The 19126-nt window shown below is 69.7% G+C and carries 21 protein-coding genes and 1 pseudogene; 16 read left to right on the forward strand and 6 right to left on the reverse strand.

What is annotated here, in order from left to right; genetic code table 11:
• The 5 genes from rpsR to ACWCP0_RS26235 all read left to right on the forward strand — a co-directional run bounded on the left by rpsR (window position 1) and on the right by ACWCP0_RS26235 (window position 1895).
• Window positions 1–237 (forward strand): 30S ribosomal protein S18, encoded by a 237-nt coding sequence (gene rpsR, locus ACWCP0_RS26215; RefSeq protein ID WP_451081233.1) that lies wholly within the window; start codon window positions 1–3, stop codon window positions 235–237.
• 108 nt (window positions 238–345) lie between these two features.
• Window positions 346–720 carry a VOC family protein gene (locus ACWCP0_RS26220; protein WP_451081234.1) on the forward strand — a complete coding sequence of 125 codons (375 nt, stop codon included), beginning with the start codon at window positions 346–348 and terminating at the stop codon, window positions 718–720.
• A gap of 6 nt (window positions 721–726) precedes the next feature.
• Window positions 727–1068 (forward strand): ArsR/SmtB family transcription factor, encoded by a 342-nt coding sequence (locus ACWCP0_RS26225; RefSeq protein WP_351229582.1) that lies wholly within the window; start codon window positions 727–729, stop codon window positions 1066–1068.
• Window positions 1065–1523 carry an SRPBCC family protein gene (locus ACWCP0_RS26230; RefSeq protein ID WP_451081235.1) on the forward strand — a complete coding sequence of 153 codons (459 nt, stop codon included), beginning with the start codon at window positions 1065–1067 and terminating at the stop codon, window positions 1521–1523. The genes ACWCP0_RS26225 and ACWCP0_RS26230 overlap by 4 nt, the downstream gene beginning before the upstream one ends.
• Before the next feature lie 132 nt (window positions 1524–1655).
• Window positions 1656–1895 (forward strand): DUF397 domain-containing protein, encoded by a 240-nt coding sequence (locus tag ACWCP0_RS26235; protein WP_351229578.1) that lies wholly within the window; start codon window positions 1656–1658, stop codon window positions 1893–1895.
• A gap of 59 nt (window positions 1896–1954) precedes the next feature.
• On the opposite strand, the gene ACWCP0_RS26240 is transcribed toward ACWCP0_RS26235, so the two are convergent.
• Window positions 1955–2476, reverse strand: a complete 522-nt coding sequence (locus ACWCP0_RS26240) for an ATP-binding protein (RefSeq protein WP_451081236.1) — start codon at window positions 2474–2476, stop codon at window positions 1955–1957.
• Window positions 2477–2761: 285 nt separating this feature from the next.
• Here ACWCP0_RS26240 and ACWCP0_RS26245 point away from each other — a divergent pair, with 285 nt between their 5' ends.
• The 8 genes and pseudogenes from ACWCP0_RS26245 to ACWCP0_RS26280 all read left to right on the forward strand — a co-directional run bounded on the left by ACWCP0_RS26245 (window position 2762) and on the right by ACWCP0_RS26280 (window position 9767).
• Window positions 2762–3643, forward strand: a complete 882-nt coding sequence (locus ACWCP0_RS26245) for a helix-turn-helix domain-containing protein (protein ID WP_451081237.1) — start codon at window positions 2762–2764, stop codon at window positions 3641–3643.
• A 64-nt stretch (window positions 3644–3707) separates the two neighbouring features.
• The gene (locus tag ACWCP0_RS26250; RefSeq protein WP_451081238.1) at window positions 3708–5165 is read left to right on the forward strand and encodes an aldehyde dehydrogenase family protein; all 1458 of its coding nucleotides are present in this window, start codon (window positions 3708–3710) and stop codon (window positions 5163–5165) included.
• Between the two features lie 107 nt (window positions 5166–5272).
• A pseudogene (locus ACWCP0_RS26255) lies at window positions 5273–5823 on the forward strand (DinB family protein).
• Window positions 5824–5899: 76 nt separating this feature from the next.
• Window positions 5900–6139, forward strand: coding sequence for a hypothetical protein (locus ACWCP0_RS26260; RefSeq protein WP_451081239.1), 240 nt, complete (start codon window positions 5900–5902; stop codon window positions 6137–6139).
• A 57-nt stretch (window positions 6140–6196) separates the two neighbouring features.
• Entirely contained in the window at window positions 6197–6838 is a 642-nt protein-coding gene (locus tag ACWCP0_RS26265) for a PadR family transcriptional regulator (protein ID WP_451081240.1), read from the forward strand.
• 82 nt (window positions 6839–6920) lie between these two features.
• Window positions 6921–7850 (forward strand): ATP-binding cassette domain-containing protein, encoded by a 930-nt coding sequence (locus tag ACWCP0_RS26270; protein ID WP_451081241.1) that lies wholly within the window; start codon window positions 6921–6923, stop codon window positions 7848–7850.
• 29 nt (window positions 7851–7879) lie between these two features.
• Window positions 7880–8623 (forward strand): ABC transporter permease, encoded by a 744-nt coding sequence (locus ACWCP0_RS26275; protein WP_451081316.1) that lies wholly within the window; start codon window positions 7880–7882, stop codon window positions 8621–8623.
• A 541-nt stretch (window positions 8624–9164) separates the two neighbouring features.
• Window positions 9165–9767, forward strand: a complete 603-nt coding sequence (locus ACWCP0_RS26280; RefSeq protein WP_451081242.1) for an ABATE domain-containing protein — start codon at window positions 9165–9167, stop codon at window positions 9765–9767.
• Between the two features lie 216 nt (window positions 9768–9983).
• On the opposite strand, the gene ACWCP0_RS26285 is transcribed toward ACWCP0_RS26280, so the two are convergent.
• Complete coding sequence (locus ACWCP0_RS26285; RefSeq protein ID WP_451081243.1) at window positions 9984–10265, reverse strand: hypothetical protein; 282 nt, start codon at window positions 10263–10265, stop codon at window positions 9984–9986.
• A 1053-nt stretch (window positions 10266–11318) separates the two neighbouring features.
• Between ACWCP0_RS26285 and ACWCP0_RS26290 the strand changes: the two genes are divergently transcribed.
• Both ACWCP0_RS26290 and tatC read left to right on the forward strand, forming a co-directional pair.
• Entirely contained in the window at window positions 11319–11792 is a 474-nt protein-coding gene (locus ACWCP0_RS26290) for a VOC family protein (RefSeq protein ID WP_451081244.1), read from the forward strand.
• Window positions 11793–12105: 313 nt separating this feature from the next.
• Window positions 12106–12954, forward strand: coding sequence for a twin-arginine translocase subunit TatC (tatC, locus tag ACWCP0_RS26295; protein ID WP_451081317.1), 849 nt, complete (start codon window positions 12106–12108; stop codon window positions 12952–12954).
• A gap of 140 nt (window positions 12955–13094) precedes the next feature.
• Here the strand turns inward: tatC and ACWCP0_RS26300 are convergent, their stop codons facing one another.
• The 3 genes from ACWCP0_RS26300 to ACWCP0_RS26310 all read right to left on the reverse strand — a co-directional run bounded on the left by ACWCP0_RS26300 (window position 13095) and on the right by ACWCP0_RS26310 (window position 16269).
• A complete protein-coding gene (locus tag ACWCP0_RS26300; RefSeq protein ID WP_451081245.1) occupies window positions 13095–14513 on the reverse strand; it encodes a glutamate decarboxylase in 1419 nt (472 codons plus the stop codon).
• A 13-nt stretch (window positions 14514–14526) separates the two neighbouring features.
• Entirely contained in the window at window positions 14527–15798 is a 1272-nt protein-coding gene (locus ACWCP0_RS26305; RefSeq protein ID WP_451081246.1) for an ion channel protein, read from the reverse strand.
• Window positions 15799–15900: 102 nt separating this feature from the next.
• Window positions 15901–16269 (reverse strand): YbjQ family protein, encoded by a 369-nt coding sequence (locus ACWCP0_RS26310; RefSeq protein WP_451081247.1) that lies wholly within the window; start codon window positions 16267–16269, stop codon window positions 15901–15903.
• Between the two features lie 171 nt (window positions 16270–16440).
• Between ACWCP0_RS26310 and ACWCP0_RS26315 the strand changes: the two genes are divergently transcribed.
• Window positions 16441–17139 (forward strand): DedA family protein, encoded by a 699-nt coding sequence (locus ACWCP0_RS26315; protein ID WP_451081248.1) that lies wholly within the window; start codon window positions 16441–16443, stop codon window positions 17137–17139.
• A gap of 221 nt (window positions 17140–17360) precedes the next feature.
• Here ACWCP0_RS26315 and ACWCP0_RS26320 read toward each other — a convergent pair whose 3' ends face one another.
• Window positions 17361–19007, reverse strand: coding sequence for a threonine/serine exporter family protein (locus ACWCP0_RS26320; RefSeq protein WP_451081249.1), 1647 nt, complete (start codon window positions 19005–19007; stop codon window positions 17361–17363).
• Window positions 19008–19126 lie beyond the last annotated feature (119 nt).

Here is a 19126-nt window from a genome sequence, read left to right on the forward strand (position 1 = left end):
GTGGCCCCGCGCCGCTCCGACCGCAAGCCGGTCGAGTCCCGCCCGAACCCCCTGGACCAGGCGGGCATCACATACATCGACTACAAGGACTCGGACCTGCTGCGGAAGTTCGTCTCCGACCGGGGCAAGATCCGCAGCCGCCGGGTCACCCGCGTCTCGGCCCGGCAGCAGCGTCAGCTGGGCCGGGCGATCAAGAACGCGCGCGAGATGGCGCTGCTGCCGTACGCGTCGCGCTGACGTACGTGCTCCGGGGCGGTCCGGCGGTCGCCCCGGAGGACGGACCACAATAGGTAGGGATTCCCCTACGCTTGACGTGTAGGGAAATCCCTACCTGTCGTGGTGCGCATGAACATCACCCACGCCTCGTTCGTCACCCTCCCCGTCTCCGACCAGGGCCGCGCCCTCGCCTTCTACCGCGACGTGCTCGGCTTCGAGGTCACCGCCGACGTCCAGATGCCGCCCGGTCGCTGGCTCCAGGTGGCGCCCAAGGGTGCGCAGACCGTCTTCACGCTCTCCGGGCCCGGGATGGGTGGCTTCACGCCCGGATCGGCCCGGGGGATCATGTTGGTCACGACCGATGTCGAGGCCGACTGTGCGAAGCTCGCCGCGGCCGGGGTCGCGGTGGACGGGCCCGACGACCTCCCCTGGGGGCGGATGGCCGGCTTCACCGACCCCGACGGCAACGGTCTGATGCTGCTGACGGAGAAGGAAGGCATGTAAGCCCCCATGGTCACCACCGGTGAACGCGAGGACCGGCTCTTCGCCGCGCTCGCGAACACCACCCGCCGCGAAGTGCTCCGGCTGCTGCGCGAGGGCGGCCCTCAGCCCGTCCAGGCCATCGCCGACCACTTCGACATGCGCAGGCCGAGCCTCTCGGAGCACCTCAAGGTGCTGCGGGAGGCCGGTCTCGTGTCCGAGGAGCGGTCCGGTCGGCAGCGTATCTACCGCCTCGAGGCGGCTCCGCTCGCCGACGTACAGGACTGGCTCCATCCGTACGAGCGGTTCTGGCGCGAGCGGCTCACGGGCCTCGGTGAACTGCTGGACCGTATGCCTGACGATGAGTCATGAGTTTCGCACGTGACGACGACGACCTCACCACCATCCGGGTCGACCAGTTCCTCGCCCACCCGCCCGCCAAGGTGTGGCGTGCGCTGACCGAGCCCGAGCTCATCGCCCAGTGGCTGATGCCCGGCGACTTCCGACTGGAAGTGGGGCACCGCTACACGATGACCTCCGTGCCCCGCCCGGGCACCGGCTTCTCGGGGACCGTGGAGGCCGAGGTCAAGGCCTTCGAGCGGGAGCGGATGCTCCGTGTCCGCTGGGCCGACGCCGACCCCGGCTCCAGCGTGAACTGGACAATTACGTGGACCCTGGAGCCGGAAGGGCGCGGAACGCGTCTCTTTCTCGTGCACGAGGGATTCGATCCGGACGACCCCGCCCAGCGAATGGCTCACAAGATCATGGGCGGCGGCTGGCGCTCGCATGTGATGCGGGCGCTGGAGGCCACGCTGGACCGGCTGTGAGCGAGGTTCGGCCGGGCCTGTAATCAAAGGACCACCCCGCGTGCACGTGCATTTGCTCATGCATCCGCACGTGAAACACAGCTATGATCCGAGACAGTTGACACCTGCACCTTGTAACTCGGGGAGCGTCCTGTGCACGACGTGTACAACGGCATGGCGGCGACAGAGCTTCACGGGGTCGTCTGGCAGAAGAGCAGGCACAGCAACTCCCAGGGCTCATGCGTGGAGTTCGCGAAACTGCCTGGTGGGAACGTTGCGGTGCGTAATTCGCGCTATCCGGACGGGCCCGCACTGGTGTATACGCCGGCCGAGATCGAGGCGCTGCTGCTCGGTGTCAAGGACGGGGAATTCGATCATCTGGCAGGCGGCTGACTCCCCGGATCCCAAGGGCGGTGAGTCAGCCGTACTCGGTCGTTCAGTCGTTCAGTCGTTCAGTCGTTCAGTCGTTCATGTCGTTCGGCTCGCTCCACAGGCAGCCGGAACAGCGCCCACACAACTTTCCCCGTCAGTGGCCCGGCCAGCGGATGCCATCCCCAGCTGTCGCTGAAGGAATCGACGAGAAACAGCCCCCGGCCGCATTCGGCGGAGTCCTCCGCCTCGCTCGCCACCGGGCTCTCCTGGCTCGGATCACGCACCGCGCACACCAGTCGTCCCGTCCAGCGCAGCAAGTGCAGCCGCACGGGCGGCTCCTGATCGCGCTCGCGCGGGGTGTCCGCCGGCAGGGCGTGGCGCAGCGCGTTGGTGACGAGTTCGGAGACGACGAGTGCGACGTCGTCGAAGCGGTCGTCCAGTTCCCACTGGGTCAGCGTTCTGCTCGTGAACTTCCGGGCGCCACGAACGGCTTCGTAGCGGGCGGGCAGGGCGCAGGACGCCGAGCTGGAGACGGCCGCGGGATCGATAGGCGGAAGCCCCTGCCGTAACGGCTCGAGCATGGTCGATCCATTCGTCCCCATGCGAGGCACTCCCGGGAATCGCGGCTGTGGCGCTACAACACGAACGAGTACGCAGGTGCGCGGGGTCCATGGTTCCGAATGAGGTGGGCAGATGCAAGGGCAGATGCACGTGCACGCGCCCGTCCTGTCCTGCCCCGTGCCGGTTCACTCTCTTTTCTTCCTCGAGCTTCTTTCACCCCCTTCCCATAGGCTTCCTATTTCCGTAATCGTTTGAGTACGGGGTGAAGCGTTTTGGTGGCAGAATCCGGGGCTCGGGGTTCGGGGGTGCTCCGTGACAGGGAAGAGATGGGGAGGGTGGGAGACGTGACCGCAGTGGAGTCGAGCGGAAGTGTGGTGCGGCGCATCCTGCTGGGCTCACAGCTGAGGCGGCTCCGGGAGTCCCGCGGCATCACCCGTGAGGCGGCCGGCTACTCGATCCGTGCATCCGAATCCAAGATCAGCCGTATGGAGTTGGGAAGGGTGAGCTTCAAGGCCAGGGACGTCGAGGACCTCCTCACGCTCTACGGGGTCACCGACGAGGCCGAGCGCGACGCCCTGCTCGGCTTGGCCCGGGAGGCCAATGTGGCCGGCTGGTGGCACAGCTACGGCGATGTGCTGCCCGGCTGGTTCCAGACGTACATCGGCCTCGAGGGCGCCGCCTCGCTCATCCGGATCTACGAAGTCCAGTTCGTCCACGGCCTGCTGCAGACCGAGGGGTACGCGCACGCGGTCGTCTCCCGGGGCATGCCCGGCGCGCCGCGCGCCGAGATCGACCGCCGGGTCGCGCTGCGGCTGGAGCGCCAGAAGGTGCTCGTGTCCGAGCGGGCGCCGCGCTTCCATGCCGTACTCGACGAGGCGGCGCTGCGCCGGCCCTACGGCGACCGGTCGGTGATGCAGGGTCAGCTGAGGCATCTCATCGAGATCTCCGAGCAGCCGAACATCACGCTGCAGGTGATGCCGTTCAGTTTCGGCGGCCACGCGGGCGAGTCCGGGGCGTTCACGATGCTGAGGTTCCCCGAGTCGGACCTCTCGGACATCGTGTATCTGGAGCAACTGACCAGCGCGCTGTACCTCGACAAGCATGAAGAGGTCGCCCTGTACGAGCGGGTGATGGAGCGGCTGCAGAGCGACTCGCCGGGTCCCGCGGAGAGCCGGGACGTGCTCCGTGGCCTACTCCAACTGAGCTGAGAACGACAGTACGATGACATGCCATCAGGGGTCTGCACCGTTTGCGCCTGCAGTAAGGGATCGTATGTCCTTCTTCACCGACCTGGCCCACCAGTACATCGACGGCGAGTGGCGGACCGGCAGCGGCTCGTGGGACATCATCGACTTCAATCCGTACAACGGTGAGAAGCTCGCCGCCATCACCGTGGCCACGGTCGCCGAGGTCGACCAGGCGTACCGCGCGGCGGAGCGGGCGCAGCGCTCCTGGGCTCGCACGAATCCGTACACCCGCAGGCTCGTCCTCGAGCGCGCCCTGCGCATCGTCGACGAGCGCGAGGACGAGATCGTCGAGGCGATCATCGAGGAGCTCGGCGGCACCCGTCTGAAGGCCGCGTACGAGCTCCATCTCGCCAAGGAGTTCCTGCGCGAGGCGATACAGCTGGCGGTCCGCCCCGAGGGCCGGATACTGCCCTCGCCGGTGGACGGCAAGGAGAACCGCGTCTACCGCCTGCCCGTCGGCGTCATAGGCGTTATCACCCCGTACAACTTTCCCCTCCTGGTGACCCTCAAGTCGGTCGCGCCCGCGCTGGCGCTCGGCAACGCGGTCGTCATCAAGCCCAACCAGAACACCCCGGTGGTCGGCGGCGGGCTGATCGCCAAGATCTTCGAGGACGCGGGCCTGCCGCCCGGTCTGCTCAACGTCCTCGTCACGGACATCGCCGAGATCGGTGACGCGCTCATCGAGCACCCGGTCCCGAAGGTGATCTCGTTCGCCGGCTCGGACCGCGTGGGCCGCCACGTCGGAGCGGTCGCGGGAAGCAACTTCAAGCGGTCGATCCTGGAGCTGAGCGGCAACAGCGCGCTGGTCGTCCTCGACGACGCCGATGTCGACTACGCCGTGGACGCCGCGGTCTTCAGTCGCTTCGTGTACCAGGGCCAGGTCTGCATGGCCGCCAACCGGATACTGGTGGACCGGTCCGTGGAGGCGGAGTTCACCGAGAAGTTCACCGCGAAGGTGGCGGCACTGCGCACCGGCGACCCGCGGGACCCGGAGACCCAGATCGGTCCCGTCATCAACAACTTCCAGGCAGAGGCGCTGTCCGGGCTGGTGGACCAGGCGGTGGCGGACGGGGCCGAGGCGCTCGTCCGCGGGCGTACGCAGGGCAATCTCGTCGAGCCGACGGTGCTGGCGGGCCTGCCGGAGGACTCGCCGCTGCTGCGGCAGGAGATCTTCGGCCCGGTGGCGCTGCTCGCGTCCTTCGACACCGAGGAGGAGGCCGTACGGATCGCCGACGACAGCCCGTACGGACTGAGCGGCGCGGTGCACACGAGCGACGTGGAGCGCGGTGTGCGGTTCGCACAGCGCATCGAGACCGGCATGTTCCACGTCAACGACTCGACGATCCAGGACGAGCCGCTGATCCCCTTCGGCGGCGAGAGGATGTCCGGGCTCGGGCGGCTCGGCGGGGACGCGACGGTGGAGGCGTTCACCACGCAGAAGTGGATCTCGGTGCAGCACGGCCGGACGAGGTTTCCGTTCTAGGTTTCCCGGGTTTTCCCGCTCGGCTCCCGCTTGAGGACAGAAGCTGACCGCAAGGGTTCGTAGCGTGTGAGGTGTCAGGACGGCACTTCATCAGGAAGGCGGACATCATGGTCACTCACGTTCCCGCGGAGGCCCAGGGCGACGAGCGCGGCGCGCTGCTCGCCTTCGTCGAGGCGCAGCGCGGCGCGGTCCGCAGGTCGGTCCACGGGCTGACCGAGGAGCAGGCGGCGAGCCGCCCCAACGCCAGTGAGCTGTCGCTCTCGGGATTGCTGAAGCATGTCGCCGAGACCGAGCTGAACTGGCTGCGGCTGGCGCAGCAGCGGCCGAACGAGCGGGCGCGTACCGAGGCGACCTGGGGCGACAGCTTCCGGCTCGTCGACGACGAGACGATCCCGGGGATGCTCGCCTTCTGGGAGGGCGTGGCAAAGGAGACCGAGGACTTCATCCGCTCGGTGCCGAGCCTCGACGACACGTTCCCGCTGCCGGAGGCGCCCTGGTTCCCCAAGGAGGGACGGTGTCCATGCGGTGGCTGATGCTGCACCTGGTCGAGGAGGTCGGCCGGCACGCGGGCCACGCGGACATCGTCCGCGAGTCCCTCGACGGCCGGAACGCGTTCGAGCTGGTCGCGCTGGAGCGGGGCGAGGTGTGGGGCGGCTGAGCCCGAGCACCTGGGGAAAGAGCCGCCGGCCTCCGCTCGACGTGTGCCCGCCGCGTCGCTGCCACACGCTTGAGGCATGACCAACGATGCCAATGACGTCCAGGCGGCGGCAGGGAGTCCGATCGTCGTGCTCGCGGTCGTGCCGGCCGATCCGCCCTACCGGTTGGTGGAGATCAACGGGGCCATGGCCGGAACCGCCCGCGACATGCTCGATGTGATCAAGCTCGCCTACCAGGCGGGCATGACTCACGTCGACCTCGACGACCCCTCGGTCGTGAGGTGGGTCGGCGGCGGCAAGTACAAGTGGCTTCCCTGACCAAGGGCTCCCCGTACCGCGCGTACCCTAGTCAAAGTTGAATAGGAGGGTACGCGGATGTCAGCGATCAGGTTGCTGGTCCTCGGAGCCGTACGGCAGCACGGGCGGGCCCATGGCTACCAGGTCCGCAACGACCTCGAGTACTGGGGCGCGCACGAGTGGTCCAACGCCAAGCCCGGGTCGATCTACCACGCGCTCAAGCAGATGGCGAAGCAGGGCCTGCTGCACGCCCATGAGATCGCGCCGTCGACGGCCGGCGGTCCGCCGCGTACCGAGTACGAGGTCACGGAGCAGGGCACCGCGGAGTACTTCGCACTGCTGCGCGAGTCCCTGACCTCGTACGACCAGAACATGGACGTGCTCTCCGCGGGAATCGGCTTCATCGTGGACCTGGGGCGGCGCGAGGCCGTGGAGCTGCTTCAGGAGCGGGTGCGCCGCATCGAGGAGTGGCGTGCGTCGGTCACCGAGTACTACACCCCCGAGGAAGGCCCCGAGTCGCTCGGCCACATCGGCGAGATCATGAACCTGTGGGTCCACTCGGCAGATGCCGGTGCGGCCTGGACGCGCGGGCTGATCGAGCGGGTCGAGGGCGGGGCGTACACCTTCGCGGGGGAGGGGGAGCCCTTCGTGGGGGTGCTCGCGGAGGGACAGGAGAACCCGTACGCGACAGGCGTCCCTCATGAGGGAGACCACTCCTAATCAAGTTTGACCAGTTGTGCTTGATGGCCTACCTTCAATGCCAGTAGTCAAGTTTGACTAATCTCCCCCTGGAGGGAAACGGATGACCGACGCGATCGTCGTCGAGGGAGTGGGCAAGCGGTACGGCGGCAAACGGGCCCTGGACGGTCTCGACCTGGCCGTCGGGCGCGGCACGGTCCACGGGGTGCTCGGGCCGAACGGAGCGGGCAAGACCACGGCCGTACGGATCATGGCGACCCTGCTGCGCCATGACACCGGCGTGGTGCGGGTGGCGGGCCACGACGTACGGACGGACGCCGCCGCGGTGCGCCGCCGCATCGGGCTGCTCGGGCAGCACGCCGCCGTGGACGAGGAGCTCGGCGGGCGGCAGAACCTGGAGATGTTCGGGCGGCTCCACCACCTGGGCGCCCGGCGGGCCGGCGAGCGGGCCGACGAGCTGCTGGAGCGGTTCGGCCTCGCGGACACGGGCCGCAAGGCGGTCCAGCAGTACAGCGGCGGCATGCGGCGTCGGCTCGACCTGGCCGCGTCGCTGATCACCGAGCCCGACGTGCTGTTCCTGGACGAGCCCACGACGGGGCTCGACCCGCGCGGCCGGGCGGAGGTGTGGGAGTCGGTGCGCTCGCTGGTCGGCGGCGGTACGACCGTCCTGCTGACCACGCAGTACCTGGAGGAGGCCGACCAGCTGGCCGACCGGATCTCCGTGATCGACCAGGGCCGGGTCGTCGCGGACGGCACGGCCGACCAGCTGAAGGCGAAGCTCGGCGGCGACCGGATCGACGTCGTCGTACGGGATGCGGCGGACCTGCCGCGTGCCGCTGTGCTGCTGCCGGGCGACCCGGTCGTGGACGCGGACCGGCGGCTGCTGAGCGCGCCGGTGAGCGACCGGATGGCCGCGCTGACCGAGACCGTACGCGCACTGGAGGCGGCCGGGATCGAGGCGGAGGACATCGCACTGCGCCGCCCCACGCTCGACGAAGTCTTCCTGCACCTCACGAAGGAGGTCGCCGCGTGAGTACGTACGTACTGACCGACTCATGGACCATGACCCGGCGCGAACTCGCCCACTGGGCGCGCCGGCCCGTGGAGGTCGTCATCGGTCTGCTCTTCCCGGTGATGCTGCTGCTGATGTTCGGCCATCTGATCGGCGGCGGACGGGGCGTCGACGGGCCGTACATCGGCTTCCTGGTGCCCGGCATGCTGGCGCTGAGCATGGCCTTCGGCCTCGAGGCGACGATGACGGCCGTCACCCAGGACCTCAACAAGGGGGTCATCGACCGCTTCCGGTCGCTGCCGATGGCGGACTCCGCGGTGCTCGTCGGCCGCAGCGTCGCGGATCTGCTCCAGTCGGCGCTCGGCCTGGTGGTGATGATCGGGGTCGGGTACGCGATCGGCTGGCGCTGGCACGGCGGATTCGGGGCGTTCCTCTGGGCGTTGGGGCTGCTGCTCCTGCTGCGCTTCGCGATGCTGTGGGTCGGCATCCATCTGGCGATGGTGGCGGGCAGGCCGCAACTGGTGCAGGCCGTCCAGATCCTGGTCTGGCCGATCGGTTTCCTCTCCAACGCCTTCGCGACGCCCGAATCGATGCCGGCCTGGCTGGGCGCGACGGTCGAGTGGAACCCGCTGTCGGCGACGGCGACGGCGGTACGGGAGCTGTCCGGCATCCCGGCCGGCAGCGCCTCGTGGGCGGCGGAGCACGCACAGATGCTGGCCCTGGCGTGGCCGTTGGTGCTGGTCGCGGTGTTCTTCCCGCTGGCGGTGCGCCGCTTCGTACGGCTGAGCCACTGAGGAGGCGTGGACGCCGACTCCTCGCGTGCTCCTCTCCGTCTCGCGCGCCGGACCCGCTCATCCGACAGTGCCGGCACGGCACGTCCCGGCTTCGTCGGGGCCGCTTCCGCCCTCCCCGGAACCTCCCGGATCAGGCTGCCCCCAGCTTCGACCGCCCTGCTGCGGCAGGACGACGGTGGTGGTCGTTCACTTCCACACGAACAACAAGCGCCTCACGGCGCACGCTCCGGCCGCCACAAAAGGCAGGGCATGAACGTCCAGGTCCTTGTCGATCCACTCGGAAGCCTGCCGTGGGCGTGACCCGCGCTGCGCGGCGCGGGCCAGGCCCACGCCGCGCAGCGCGGTGCACGCCCATCCGCGCCGCCAGCGCCCACGGCGTCACCGACGCCCTGGCACAGTCACGCGTGCCCTGCTGGGCCTCCGGGCTCCGCTCCGCGCCCTGGGAGGGACACCGCACCTCACAGGAAGAAAATTGCTACCGTAACGGTTTCAGACATAACCCGGGATGGCTTAGCCTTCCTTCGAGGTAAGGAGGTCGACGATGCCCCCGCGCACGACCGAGCGCAGCCCGCTGGCTCAGCAGCCGGAGGCTGATGTCGTCCTGCAATTCGTCAACACGCACCCCGCGGGACCCCACCGGTTGCAGGAGCGCTTCGGAAGCGCCCAGGACCTGCACGCATGGCTGCTGGAAAACGCCATGGGCTCGCAGACCACCCGCGTCACGGAGGCCGACGCGGCCGCTGCACGCGAGCTGCGCGAAGCCTTGATCACCGTGCTGCTCACCCACTCCGGCGACAAGGACACCACACCCGAGGTACTCGCTCGGGCGGAGGAATACCTGCGCCTCATCGCGTCCCGGTATCCGCTGATAACGGTCGTCACCGCCTCGGGGGCATCTTTGGAGACCGCACAGACCGGCGTCCCCGGGCTGTTCGGCGCCGTATTGGCGAACGTCACCGAACTCGCCCAAGCGGGCGTGTGGGACAGGGTGCGGGCGTGCCGGCACGAGCCGTGCCACTTCGGCTTCTTCGACCGGACGCGGAACAGCTCTGCCGTCTTCTGCGGCACGAAATGCGGCTCGCGGGCATCCATGCGGGCCTACCGGCAGAGGAAGAAGGAACTGGCTGCCACTACGCCGGCCTGACAGCGCCGTGACGCATGAGGGGAGAGCTTGCGGCCCCTGGGGATGCGGTGTCCGGCTGCACCGTTTGGAGGTCCGCCCACTTGCGTGCGTGGCGGGGACCACGCCGTCACCATCGCCTTCAGGACGGGCTGGGAAGGTCTGCTGCGGCGGTGACGGTTTTGCGGCGTCCATCGGATCGCCGGTGAGCAGCACCCAGGCCGCATCCCGTTTCTCCAGTCAGTGCAACACCTCGGTGATCCCGTCGTACGGGCGCGTCGGCGTGCGCAGGACCGCCTTGTAGTCGAACACACCGCGCGCACCGTCTGGCGGGTCGCCATCGGCCGGCTTCTCGGCGCCGGCGGGGTGGGTGAGGTCTGGCGCGGCGTCGACGAGCGGCTCGATCGCCCCGTCGCGGTCAAGGTCCTCGCCCGGCCGGGCGAGGAGACGCCGGCCACGTGCCTGTACGGGGAGGCGCGGGCCGCGGCCGCTCTGTCCCGCGGGCAGGTCGTCACCCCGCACACGCCGGCGAGGCGCAGGTGACCGGCGGCTCGTGTACCTGGTGATGGAGCTGGTCGAGGGCACACTGCTGAACCGGGTCCCCAAGCGCGGCCTGGCCGCCATGGCGGACGTGGTGCGCTGAGGACGGCAGATCCGCCAGGCACTCGAGGCGGCGCTCAGCGCCCTGCGGTCCACCGCGACGTCAAGCCCGCCCAAACCTCATCCGCCCTGGTGGGGGCGGGTGTACCGGGTGCCGTGGATGTCGACCGCGATTGCTCGAGTCGGCGCTCTCGCGCGGCCGGAGGTCGCAGTGGCATGACGATCGACCGTCCTGCTGCGACTGGCTGACTCGGGCCTGACGAACGCCTTCGCGATACCGCGCCTGCTGGTGCGACCGGTACACGGTGCTGCGCCGGCACCACGACCTGACCGCACGCCGACATGGTGCCGCCTCCCGGCCGAAGCGCCCGGCACGACCCCCGCACCGTCATCTCCATCAGGGCACTCTCGCTCGACGACGAAGTGACCGTGCCGTTGTGCGGGCGGCAGGAAATGTACGAAGAGCGCCGTCACCCGTTGCTGTCCGGCCTGCCGGCCGTCGTCCATCTCCCGAACGGGCAGGCGAAACGGCCCGAGCTGGGTTTGCCGTCGAACTGCGCGCAGCCGAGCCCGACGGCCCGCGCAGGCCGGGTAGTGACGTTCGCCTCCCCGCGAGAAGTTGCCCGTTATGAGCTAACGTATTACGGTCCTAACCATGGCGAACATACCCCGCCATGCTGAAGAGCCTCGGCGCGGCCCGTCCGAGCCCTTCTCCCGTCCCGCACGTGCCGCGCAGGCACTTTTGGTGTGGTGGTCGCCGACAAGCCGCCGCCTCGCCGCTGTAGGCGCTCGACGGAGAAGGGCATGCGGAGCCGCTCTGGGAGCACGGCTCAACGGCCGCGTCGACGACCCGGGCCGAGCCCGCTCGCGGAGTGGACCAGGGAACAAGCGCCTCGGTGCCGACCTCGGACACCCATGGAACCGGTGACTCGCGGGTGCGAGATTCACCGACGTCAAGAAAGAAAGAGCCCCCACATGTACATGAAGCTCGAAGTCACCGTGCTGCCCGTCTCCGACGTCGATCGGGCCAAGGCCTTCTACGAGGCGGTGGGATTCCGTCTGGATGTCGACAAGGCCGTCAGTGAGGACTGGCGCGCGGTGCACCTCACGCCGCCCGGCTCCGAGTGCTCGATCATGTTCGGCACCGGGATGACCTCCGCCGTGCCGGGCTCGGCGCAGGGCCTGTACCTCGCCGTCTTCGACATCGAGGAGGCCCGCGCGGAGCTCGTCGGTCGCGGCATCGAGGTGAGCGAGGTGTTCCACGACGCCGGAGGACTCCTGTACCACGGCCACGAGGCCGGAGAGGTCACCCACCAGGTCGAGGGACAGGGGCGGCTTGCCGGCCTGCACCCCGACCGCGCCTCCTACGGCTCCTTCGCCACCTTCAGCGACCCCGACGGCAACGGCTGGGTGCTCCAGGAGATCAAGCAGCGGTTCCCCGGCCGCTGACACCGCGTCAGTCACTCACAGGTGCGACGGGCCGCGACCAGCCTGGTGGCGGCCCGTCCGTTCAGCCCTTGGACGCGGCCCGGCGTGGCCGGCGGCCGGATCCCGGCACCGCGCGCACACGATCCTCAATCGCGCACGCGCTCCTCGATATCGGGGTCCCGCCTACGCCGTGACGCTCGAGAAACATTGCCAAAGGAAATTCTCACGAACATGTCTCCCATGGAGCCGCCGGCCCAGGACGGCTCCGGACGAGAGACGTCGTCACACCGCGCCCGGCGCGGATTCTCGCGACGCTCCTTCGTCGGCGGCGCGGCTGCCCCTGGGAGAGCACCTCCGCGAGCTGCGAAACCGCCTGATCAAGGCGGTCGGAGCGATCCTGCTCGTCACGGTCGTCGCAGCGCTCTTCTACAAGCAACTGATCGGATTCCTCATCGATCCCCTGCCTGGCTGTGCCCCGGGCGGACTGGTCGGCGAGAACGATGCGGAGCGCTGCGGCGTGATCTCCCTCAACGGTCTTCTCTCACCCTTCTCCCTCGCGCTGAAAGTGTCGATCACGGCGGGTGTCGTCGCCGCGAGCCCGGTGTGGCTGTATCAGTTGTGGGTTTTCGTCGCACCGGGGCTGCACCGCCACGAGAGGAAGTACACACTGGTCTTTCTCGGGGCCGGTATCCCTCTGTTCCTGTCGGGCGCCGCGGTGGCGTACTGGATCCTGCCCACCACGGCACGCGTGCTGATCTCCATCACCCCGGACAAGACCACCAACCTCCTGCCCGTCGACGACTTCCTCGACCTGGCCACCCGCATGGTCGTCATCTTCGGTCTCTCCTTCGAACTCCCGGTCTTCCTCGTGCTGCTCAACCTCGGCGGCGTGATCACCGCGCGCCGGATGACCGGCTGGTGGCGCGGCATGCTCATGGGCATCGCCGCCTTCGCAGCGCTCGCCACTCCCAGCACGGACCCGCTCAGCATGCTGCTGCTCGCCGCACCGATCAGCCTGCTGTACCTCGGAGCGTGCGCGACCGCCTGGTGCAACGATCGCCGCCGGAAGCGCACCGGCAGAGCCGAGCCGGGCGGAAGCCTGCAGGACACGGAAGCATCCCCCATGGACCTGACACCGGCGCCCATCGCCCCCCGCGACAGCACCGCCGTCAGCCGGCCGTGACGCGCCACTCCGGGCAGGCGGCGGACCACGCCGCCCGTGTCTCCACGACCCTGGCACAGAGGGAGGAGCCGGGGCGCGGCGCGCGCCGTTCCCCTGCTCCGTGCCCGTGCCCGTGCCGTACCTGTGCCTGTGCCTGCGCCTCAGTGGTGGAAGCCGGTGGCAGCCGCCTTGTCCTTGCTCTGCGGTGCGGTCTGGGCCCGCAGATCCGGCATGACGCGCTTCAGATCCTCCACCAGCAGCGCGGCGAGGTCCGCCGAGAAGCCGTTGCGGCAGACGAATCGGAGGACCGAAAGGTCCTCGCGGTTGGGCGGGAAGGTGTAGGCGGGTACCAGCCAGCCGTTCTCCCTGAGCCGCCGGGACACGTCGAAGACGTCGAAGTTCTTGACGCCCGGGGCCGTCGTGACGGCGAAGACCGGCAACTGGTCACCCCGGGTGAGCAGTTGGAAGTCGCCCAGTGCGTCGATCTTCTCGGCCAGACTCCGCGCCACGTCCCGGGTGGTCTGCTGCACCGCCCGGTAGCCATCGCGGCCGAGCCTGAGGAAGGTGTAGTACTGGGCCACCACCTGGGCGCCGGGCCGCGAGAAGTTGAGCGCGAACGTCGGCATGTCGCCGCCGAGGTAGTTGACCCGGAAGACCAGCTCCTCGGGGAGGTCCTCCGGCGCGCGCCACAGCGCCCACCCCACCCCTGGGTAGACCAGCCCGTACTTGTGCCCCGAGGTGTTGATCGACGACACCCTCGGCAGCCGGAAGTCCCAGACCAGGTCCTCGTCCACGAAGGGCGCCACCATCGCTCCGGACGCCCCGTCCACATGGACGGGGATGTCCAGGCCGGTGCGCTCCTTCAGCGCGTCCAGCGCCGCGCAGACCTCGGCGACGGGTTCGTACGACCCGTCGAAGGTGGACCCCAGGATCGCGATCACGCCGATCGTGTTCTCGTCGCAGAGGTCGGCCGCCGCCTGCGGGTCGAGGTGGAAGCGGTCGCCCTCCATCGGGACCAGCCGCGGCTCCACCTCCCAGAAGTTGCAGAACTTGTCCCAGCAGACCTGCACATTGACGCCCATGACGAGATTCGGCCGGGCTCCGGGGTACCGGTCCGCGTTCCGCTTCGCCCACCGACGCTTCAGTGCCATCCCGGCGAGCATGCAGGCCTCGCTCGACCCCGTCGTCGAGCAGCCCACCGTCGACGGCGGGTCCGGCGCGTGCCAGAGGTCGGCGAGCATGGCCACGCAGCGCCGCTCCAGTTCGGCCGTCCGCGGGTACTCGTCCTTGTCGATCATGTTCTTGTCGCGGCACTCCGCCATCAGCACGGCGGCCTCCGGCTCCATCCACGTCGTCACGAACGTGGCCAGGTTCAGCCGCGAGTTGCCGTCCAGCATCAACTCGTCGTGGACCAGCTGATAGGCCGTCGAGGGCGCCATCGGCCCGTCCGGCAGCTGGTGCTTGGGCGGCGCCGAGGTCATCGAACCGGTCGGATCCGCCTCCCCGTAGAACGGGTTGAGCGAGAGCCGGCGCCGCTCCTCGCTCTCCTCGTGGTGGGTACCGCCCTTGTGCAGTGCCATGTCCGATCGCCTTTCAGCGCAGGGGTGTGCCGTCGTCGTGGAGTTGCATCTGGGGCCGCCCGGTCACCAGCAGCCAGGCCGGCAGCAGGGCGATGCACAGCAGCGGGAACACGTGTGGGTCGGCGGCCAGGATCGCCGCGGCGAACAGGCTCAGCCAGCCCTGCCGGGTCACCGCCAGCAGCACCCCGAGCACCGCGCAGACCACCCCGAGCGTCGGATGCACCTCGGGCACGAGCGCGCTCACGCCAAGACCCAGGGCGACCCCCACGAAGATGCTGGGAAAGATCCGCCCGCCCCGGAATCCGCACGTCGCCGCGACAGTGAGGGCGGCCAGCTTCACGATCGTCATCAGCGCGAACTGCCCGGACGACCAGCCCGACGGGTCCGCCGCCAGCACCTTCACCTCCTCCAGGCCCTTGAACAGCGTGAGCTCGCCACCCAGCGCCCCGAGCAGCCCGAGCACCAGCCCGCCGACGGTGAGCGTCAGTACGGGGTGCCCGAGCCGCCGGAAGGCGGCATGGAGGTACGGGAACGCGTGGACGGCCGCCATCCCCACCAGCGCGCCCAGCGACGAGACCGCCAGCGCCGCCGGCACATCGCCCCAGCGCGACCCCGAGAGGGCAGGCAGCGAGAGATCGAACGTCGGATGCGCGATCAGTACGGTGGTCAGCGCCCCGGCCCCGCCCGCGATGAGCGGGGCGAACAGCTTGTCCCACAGCGCGCCGGGTGCCGGGCGCGCGGCGAGGGACTCGGTGAGGATCAGCGCGGCCGCCACGGGCGTGCCGAACAGCGCCCCGACGGTCCCCGCGGCCGCCAGAGCCGCCCACAGCTCCACGTCCGAGCCGCGCATCGCCTTGCTGCCCAGCCAGGCCGCGAGTGCGATGTTCGCGGCGGTGATGGGGTTCTCGGGGCCCAGGCTGACGCCGCCCGCCAGTGCGAGCATGGCCGCCAGCAGCAGGCTCGGCACGACCGAGGCGGGCAGCGGCGGGTCGACGAGCCCCGTCGTGGCCGGATCGGGCCCGGCGTGCCCGTACACCTTCCACACCACGAGCCCGACCGCGAGACCCGTCGCCGTGAGCACGGCGATCACCCAGGGTGCCGAGTACCGGCCGATGCCGATGGCGTCGGGCAGGACCTCCCACAGCACGTTCTTGAGCTGGTCCGAGACCTCGGTCACGGCGAGCAGAAGCAGGCTCGACGCGGCGCCGACGACCAGCGCGGGGAGGACCAGCGGCAGCAGTGCCCGCGCCGGGGTTGCCGCCGGGGGACGGTCGGTCGTCGTCACGCGGCTCACGATAACGGCACGAATGGTGCACAATCGGTGAACTCACCGCGCACCCGGGCTCCTCGATACGCCCACCGGCGCCCGACCCGGTGCGGACGCGCATCACGCCCGCGGGGCGATCAGCACGGCGGTGCCGTAGGCGCAGACCTCCGTGCCCACGTCGGCCGCCTCCGTGACGTCGAAGCGGAACATGAGCACGGCGTTCGCGCCACGCGCTCGTGCCTGCTCGACCAGGCGTTCCATCGCCTGGTTGCGCGTCTCCACGAGGGTCTTCGTCAGGCCCTTCAGCTCGCCGCCGATCATCGACTTGAGCCCCGCGCCGATCTGACTGCCCAGGTGCCGCGAGCGCACCGTGAGCCCGAAGACCTCCCCGATCACGTGCTGCACGTCGTGGCCCGGTACGTCGTTCGTCGTGACGACCAGCACATCGGGGTGCTTGCCCTGCCCGCCGCCGTAGTCATCGATGCCCATGGGGCACAGCTTCGTTGCCGTCAGTTCACCCCGCATCCGGAGAGGGCCGGTGGAACCCGTGGTCACCCGGATGCGTTGATAGCTTTGGGTTGCCGACACGCCGACCGACCCGCCGTACGGCACACGTGCACGCAGCCGATCGACCTTCAACACCACAGGAGCCCGGACCTCGTGAACACCCTTGCGCTCGGACCGAGCTGGCTGGACCCGGACTATCTGATCACCACGTTCGGTCTGATCGGCGTCCTCGTCATCGTCTTCGCCGAGTCCGGACTGCTCGTCGGATTCTTCCTGCCCGGCGACTCGCTGCTGTTCACGACGGGTCTGCTGGTGACGACCGGTGTCATCAAGCAGCCCCTGTGGGTGGTGTGCACGCTCGTGGTGCTGGCCGCGATCATCGGCGACCAGGTCGGCTATCTCTTCGGCCGCAAGGTCGGCCCCTCCCTCTTCAAGCGCCCGGACTCCAGGCTCTTCAAGCAGGAGAACGTGGAGAAGGCCCACGAGTTCTTCGAGAAGTACGGCCCGAAGTCCCTGGTCCTGGCCCGCTTCGTGCCCATCGTGCGGACGTTCACGCCGATCATCGCCGGTGTCAGCCGGATGAACTACCGCTCGTTCATCACCTTCAACATCATCGGCGGCATGCTCTGGGGCGCGGGCGTCACGCTGCTCGGCGCCGCGCTCGGCAAGATCGAGTTCGTCCACAAGAACATCGAGGCGATCCTCATCGCCATCGTGCTCATCTCCGTCCTCCCGATCGTGATCGAGTTCCTTCGCGCCCGGTCCAAGGGCAAGAAGGCGGCCGCGGCCGACCCGGAGGCCGCTGCCCAGGCGGCGCAGAACGCCTCGCGCGGCCGCCACGCCAAGCGTTGAGGCCCTCCTGCTGAAGGCCCGGGTTCTCCCTTGCCTCCGGCGGGGGAGAACCGGGCCCTGGTCGCTTCGGCGTGCGTCGACCGTCGATCCTGCTCGGTCCCTCGCGCGGCGTTGGCCGCACATTGATCGCGGCTTCCCTTTCGCTGTGTTCGACAGCGGCCTCCGGCCGCGGGCCGCGCGCCCCTTCGGCCCGCTCGCCGCCGCCGCAGGGCCCTGAGCCGCTAGAAGCCGCGCGTCCGCTTGGCCGCGCGGCGCCTGCCCGCCGCCGCCGGACTGCGCAGGAACAACCGGGCCAGCTCGCCGCCCAGGTTCACCCCCATCGCGATCGCCAGCGCCAGCGCCGCCGCCCTCGCCAGCGAGGCGAAGCCCAGGTCCATGTTGTTCTGCGCGATGTGCAGGACCCCGAAGTACATGGCGCTACCGGGCAGCAGCGGACCGATCGCCGCCGTCACGTACGGCAGTGACGAGGTGTGCTGATAGCGCGCCAGCAACTGCCCGAAGAGACCGACCAGCCCCGCCGCCACGGCCGTCGCGAGGACGGCCGAGCCTCCTGCCGTCACGGCGATCGCCGCGTAGATCACCCACGCGACCCCGCCGTTCGCCGCCGCGATCAGGACGGTGGAGCGATCCTGTTGCAGCAGGATCGCGAAGGTCAGGCACAGCACCATCGACGCCAGGATCTGCACCACGGGCCGCTCGACGATGCTCAGCGACCCCTCCGGACTGAGGTTCGCCTCGAACTGCACGCCCACGTACAGCACGGTGAGCACGCCGACCACGATCGCCACGAAGAAGTAGGCGACCTCCAGCAGCCGCGCCGACGCCGTGATGTAGAAGCCGGTGAGACCGTCCTGCACGGCCGCCACCAACGCCCGCCCCGGGATCAGCGCGAACAGCCCACCGGTGATGACGGCGGACGGCCGCAGATCCGCGTGGAGCGCGCTGAGCGCGACCCCGATCGCCGCGGGCGGCATCGCCGCCACCATGAACTGGTAGAACTCCGGCAGCCCGCGCCCCGCGCACAGCCACGCCAGCCGGTCGCCCAGCATCGCCCCGACCGCGGCCGCCAGGAACACCAGCGGCCCGCCGCCCACCAGCACCGACGCCGCCCCGGCCAGGACGCCCGCCGCCGAGGTCAGCACCCAGCCGGGGTACGGGTGCCGGTTGCGGCGGATCTCCGCCAGGCGCCGGTACGCCTCGTCCAGCTTGACGTCGTGGTCCTCGGCGCTGATGTCGGCGACGAGCTGGTAGACGGCGGTCAGCCGTGTGTAGTCGGTTCCCCGGCGCCGCACCGTACGGTTCGCCGTCACAGGATCTTCGACGAGCGACGGCTGGTACGTGATCGACAGCAGCGTGAAGGTGACGGTCGGCTCGCAGTGGTCGAGCCCGTGCGAACTGGTGATGGCGAGCATCGCCGCCTCGACGTCCTCGGCGCCCTCACCGCCCGCGAGCAGCAGCTCGCCGATGCGCAGCGTCAGGTCGAGCACGCGCGGCACGGCGGGCCCCGCCTCGCCGGGCGGCTGCACCGGCTCCGGCATCGGCCGCTCGCTCACCGGAATCCGCAGCATCGCGCGCATCCGGTCCTGCCACGGGGCGTCCTTGGACAGCTGGACCACCGGGGAGCCGTAGGCCGGGGTGTAGGCCGGCGGGGAATCCTTCGCCCGGTACGTCGACGGCGTGGCGAACGCCGAGCCCTCGCGCTCGGCCGCGGGCTCGGCCGACAGGCCCGTGGGAACGGCGAACTCGGAGGACGGATGGTCCTCCTCGGGCGGTCCCGGCTGCTCCACACCCTTCGGCGGGGTGAAGGCGCTGTGCGCCTCGTCCGACTGCGGCTTCCGGTCCTCCGCCGGCCTCTCCGGCTCCGCCACGACCGCTCTCCCGATTCCTCTTCCGCGACTGGGCACCGTGCTGCGCCCAGGCCGAGGCACTGTGCTGCGCCCAGTATGCGACGGGCGGTGCACCCCGTCTGGGGGTGCACCGCCCGGCC

The sequence above is a fragment of the Streptomyces sp. NPDC001970 genome, assembly GCF_053594115.1.

What these genes read in the sequence shown, in the direction of transcription:
- ACWCP0_RS26220 (WP_451081234.1), top strand. Translation starts at nt 346, where the DNA reads ATGAACATCACCCACGCCTCGTTCGTCACCCTCCCCGTCTCCGACCAG.
- ACWCP0_RS26225 (WP_351229582.1), top strand. Translation starts at nt 727, where the DNA reads ATGGTCACCACCGGTGAACGCGAGGACCGGCTCTTCGCCGCGCTCGCG.
- ACWCP0_RS26230 (WP_451081235.1), top strand. Translation starts at nt 1,065, where the DNA reads ATGAGTTTCGCACGTGACGACGACGACCTCACCACCATCCGGGTCGAC.
- ACWCP0_RS26240 (WP_451081236.1), bottom strand. Translation starts at nt 2,476, where the DNA reads ATGGGGACGAATGGATCGACCATGCTCGAGCCGTTACGGCAGGGGCTT.
- ACWCP0_RS26245 (WP_451081237.1), top strand. Translation starts at nt 2,762, where the DNA reads ATGGGGAGGGTGGGAGACGTGACCGCAGTGGAGTCGAGCGGAAGTGTG.
- ACWCP0_RS26250 (WP_451081238.1), top strand. Translation starts at nt 3,708, where the DNA reads ATGTCCTTCTTCACCGACCTGGCCCACCAGTACATCGACGGCGAGTGG.
- ACWCP0_RS26260 (WP_451081239.1), top strand. Translation starts at nt 5,900, where the DNA reads ATGACCAACGATGCCAATGACGTCCAGGCGGCGGCAGGGAGTCCGATC.
- ACWCP0_RS26265 (WP_451081240.1), top strand. Translation starts at nt 6,197, where the DNA reads ATGTCAGCGATCAGGTTGCTGGTCCTCGGAGCCGTACGGCAGCACGGG.
- ACWCP0_RS26270 (WP_451081241.1), top strand. Translation starts at nt 6,921, where the DNA reads ATGACCGACGCGATCGTCGTCGAGGGAGTGGGCAAGCGGTACGGCGGC.
- ACWCP0_RS26275 (WP_451081316.1), top strand. Translation starts at nt 7,880, where the DNA reads ATGACCCGGCGCGAACTCGCCCACTGGGCGCGCCGGCCCGTGGAGGTC.
- ACWCP0_RS26280 (WP_451081242.1), top strand. Translation starts at nt 9,165, where the DNA reads ATGCCCCCGCGCACGACCGAGCGCAGCCCGCTGGCTCAGCAGCCGGAG.
- ACWCP0_RS26290 (WP_451081244.1), top strand. Translation starts at nt 11,319, where the DNA reads ATGTACATGAAGCTCGAAGTCACCGTGCTGCCCGTCTCCGACGTCGAT.
- ACWCP0_RS26300 (WP_451081245.1), bottom strand. Translation starts at nt 14,513, where the DNA reads ATGGCACTGCACAAGGGCGGTACCCACCACGAGGAGAGCGAGGAGCGG.
- ACWCP0_RS26310 (WP_451081247.1), bottom strand. Translation starts at nt 16,269, where the DNA reads ATGGGCATCGATGACTACGGCGGCGGGCAGGGCAAGCACCCCGATGTG.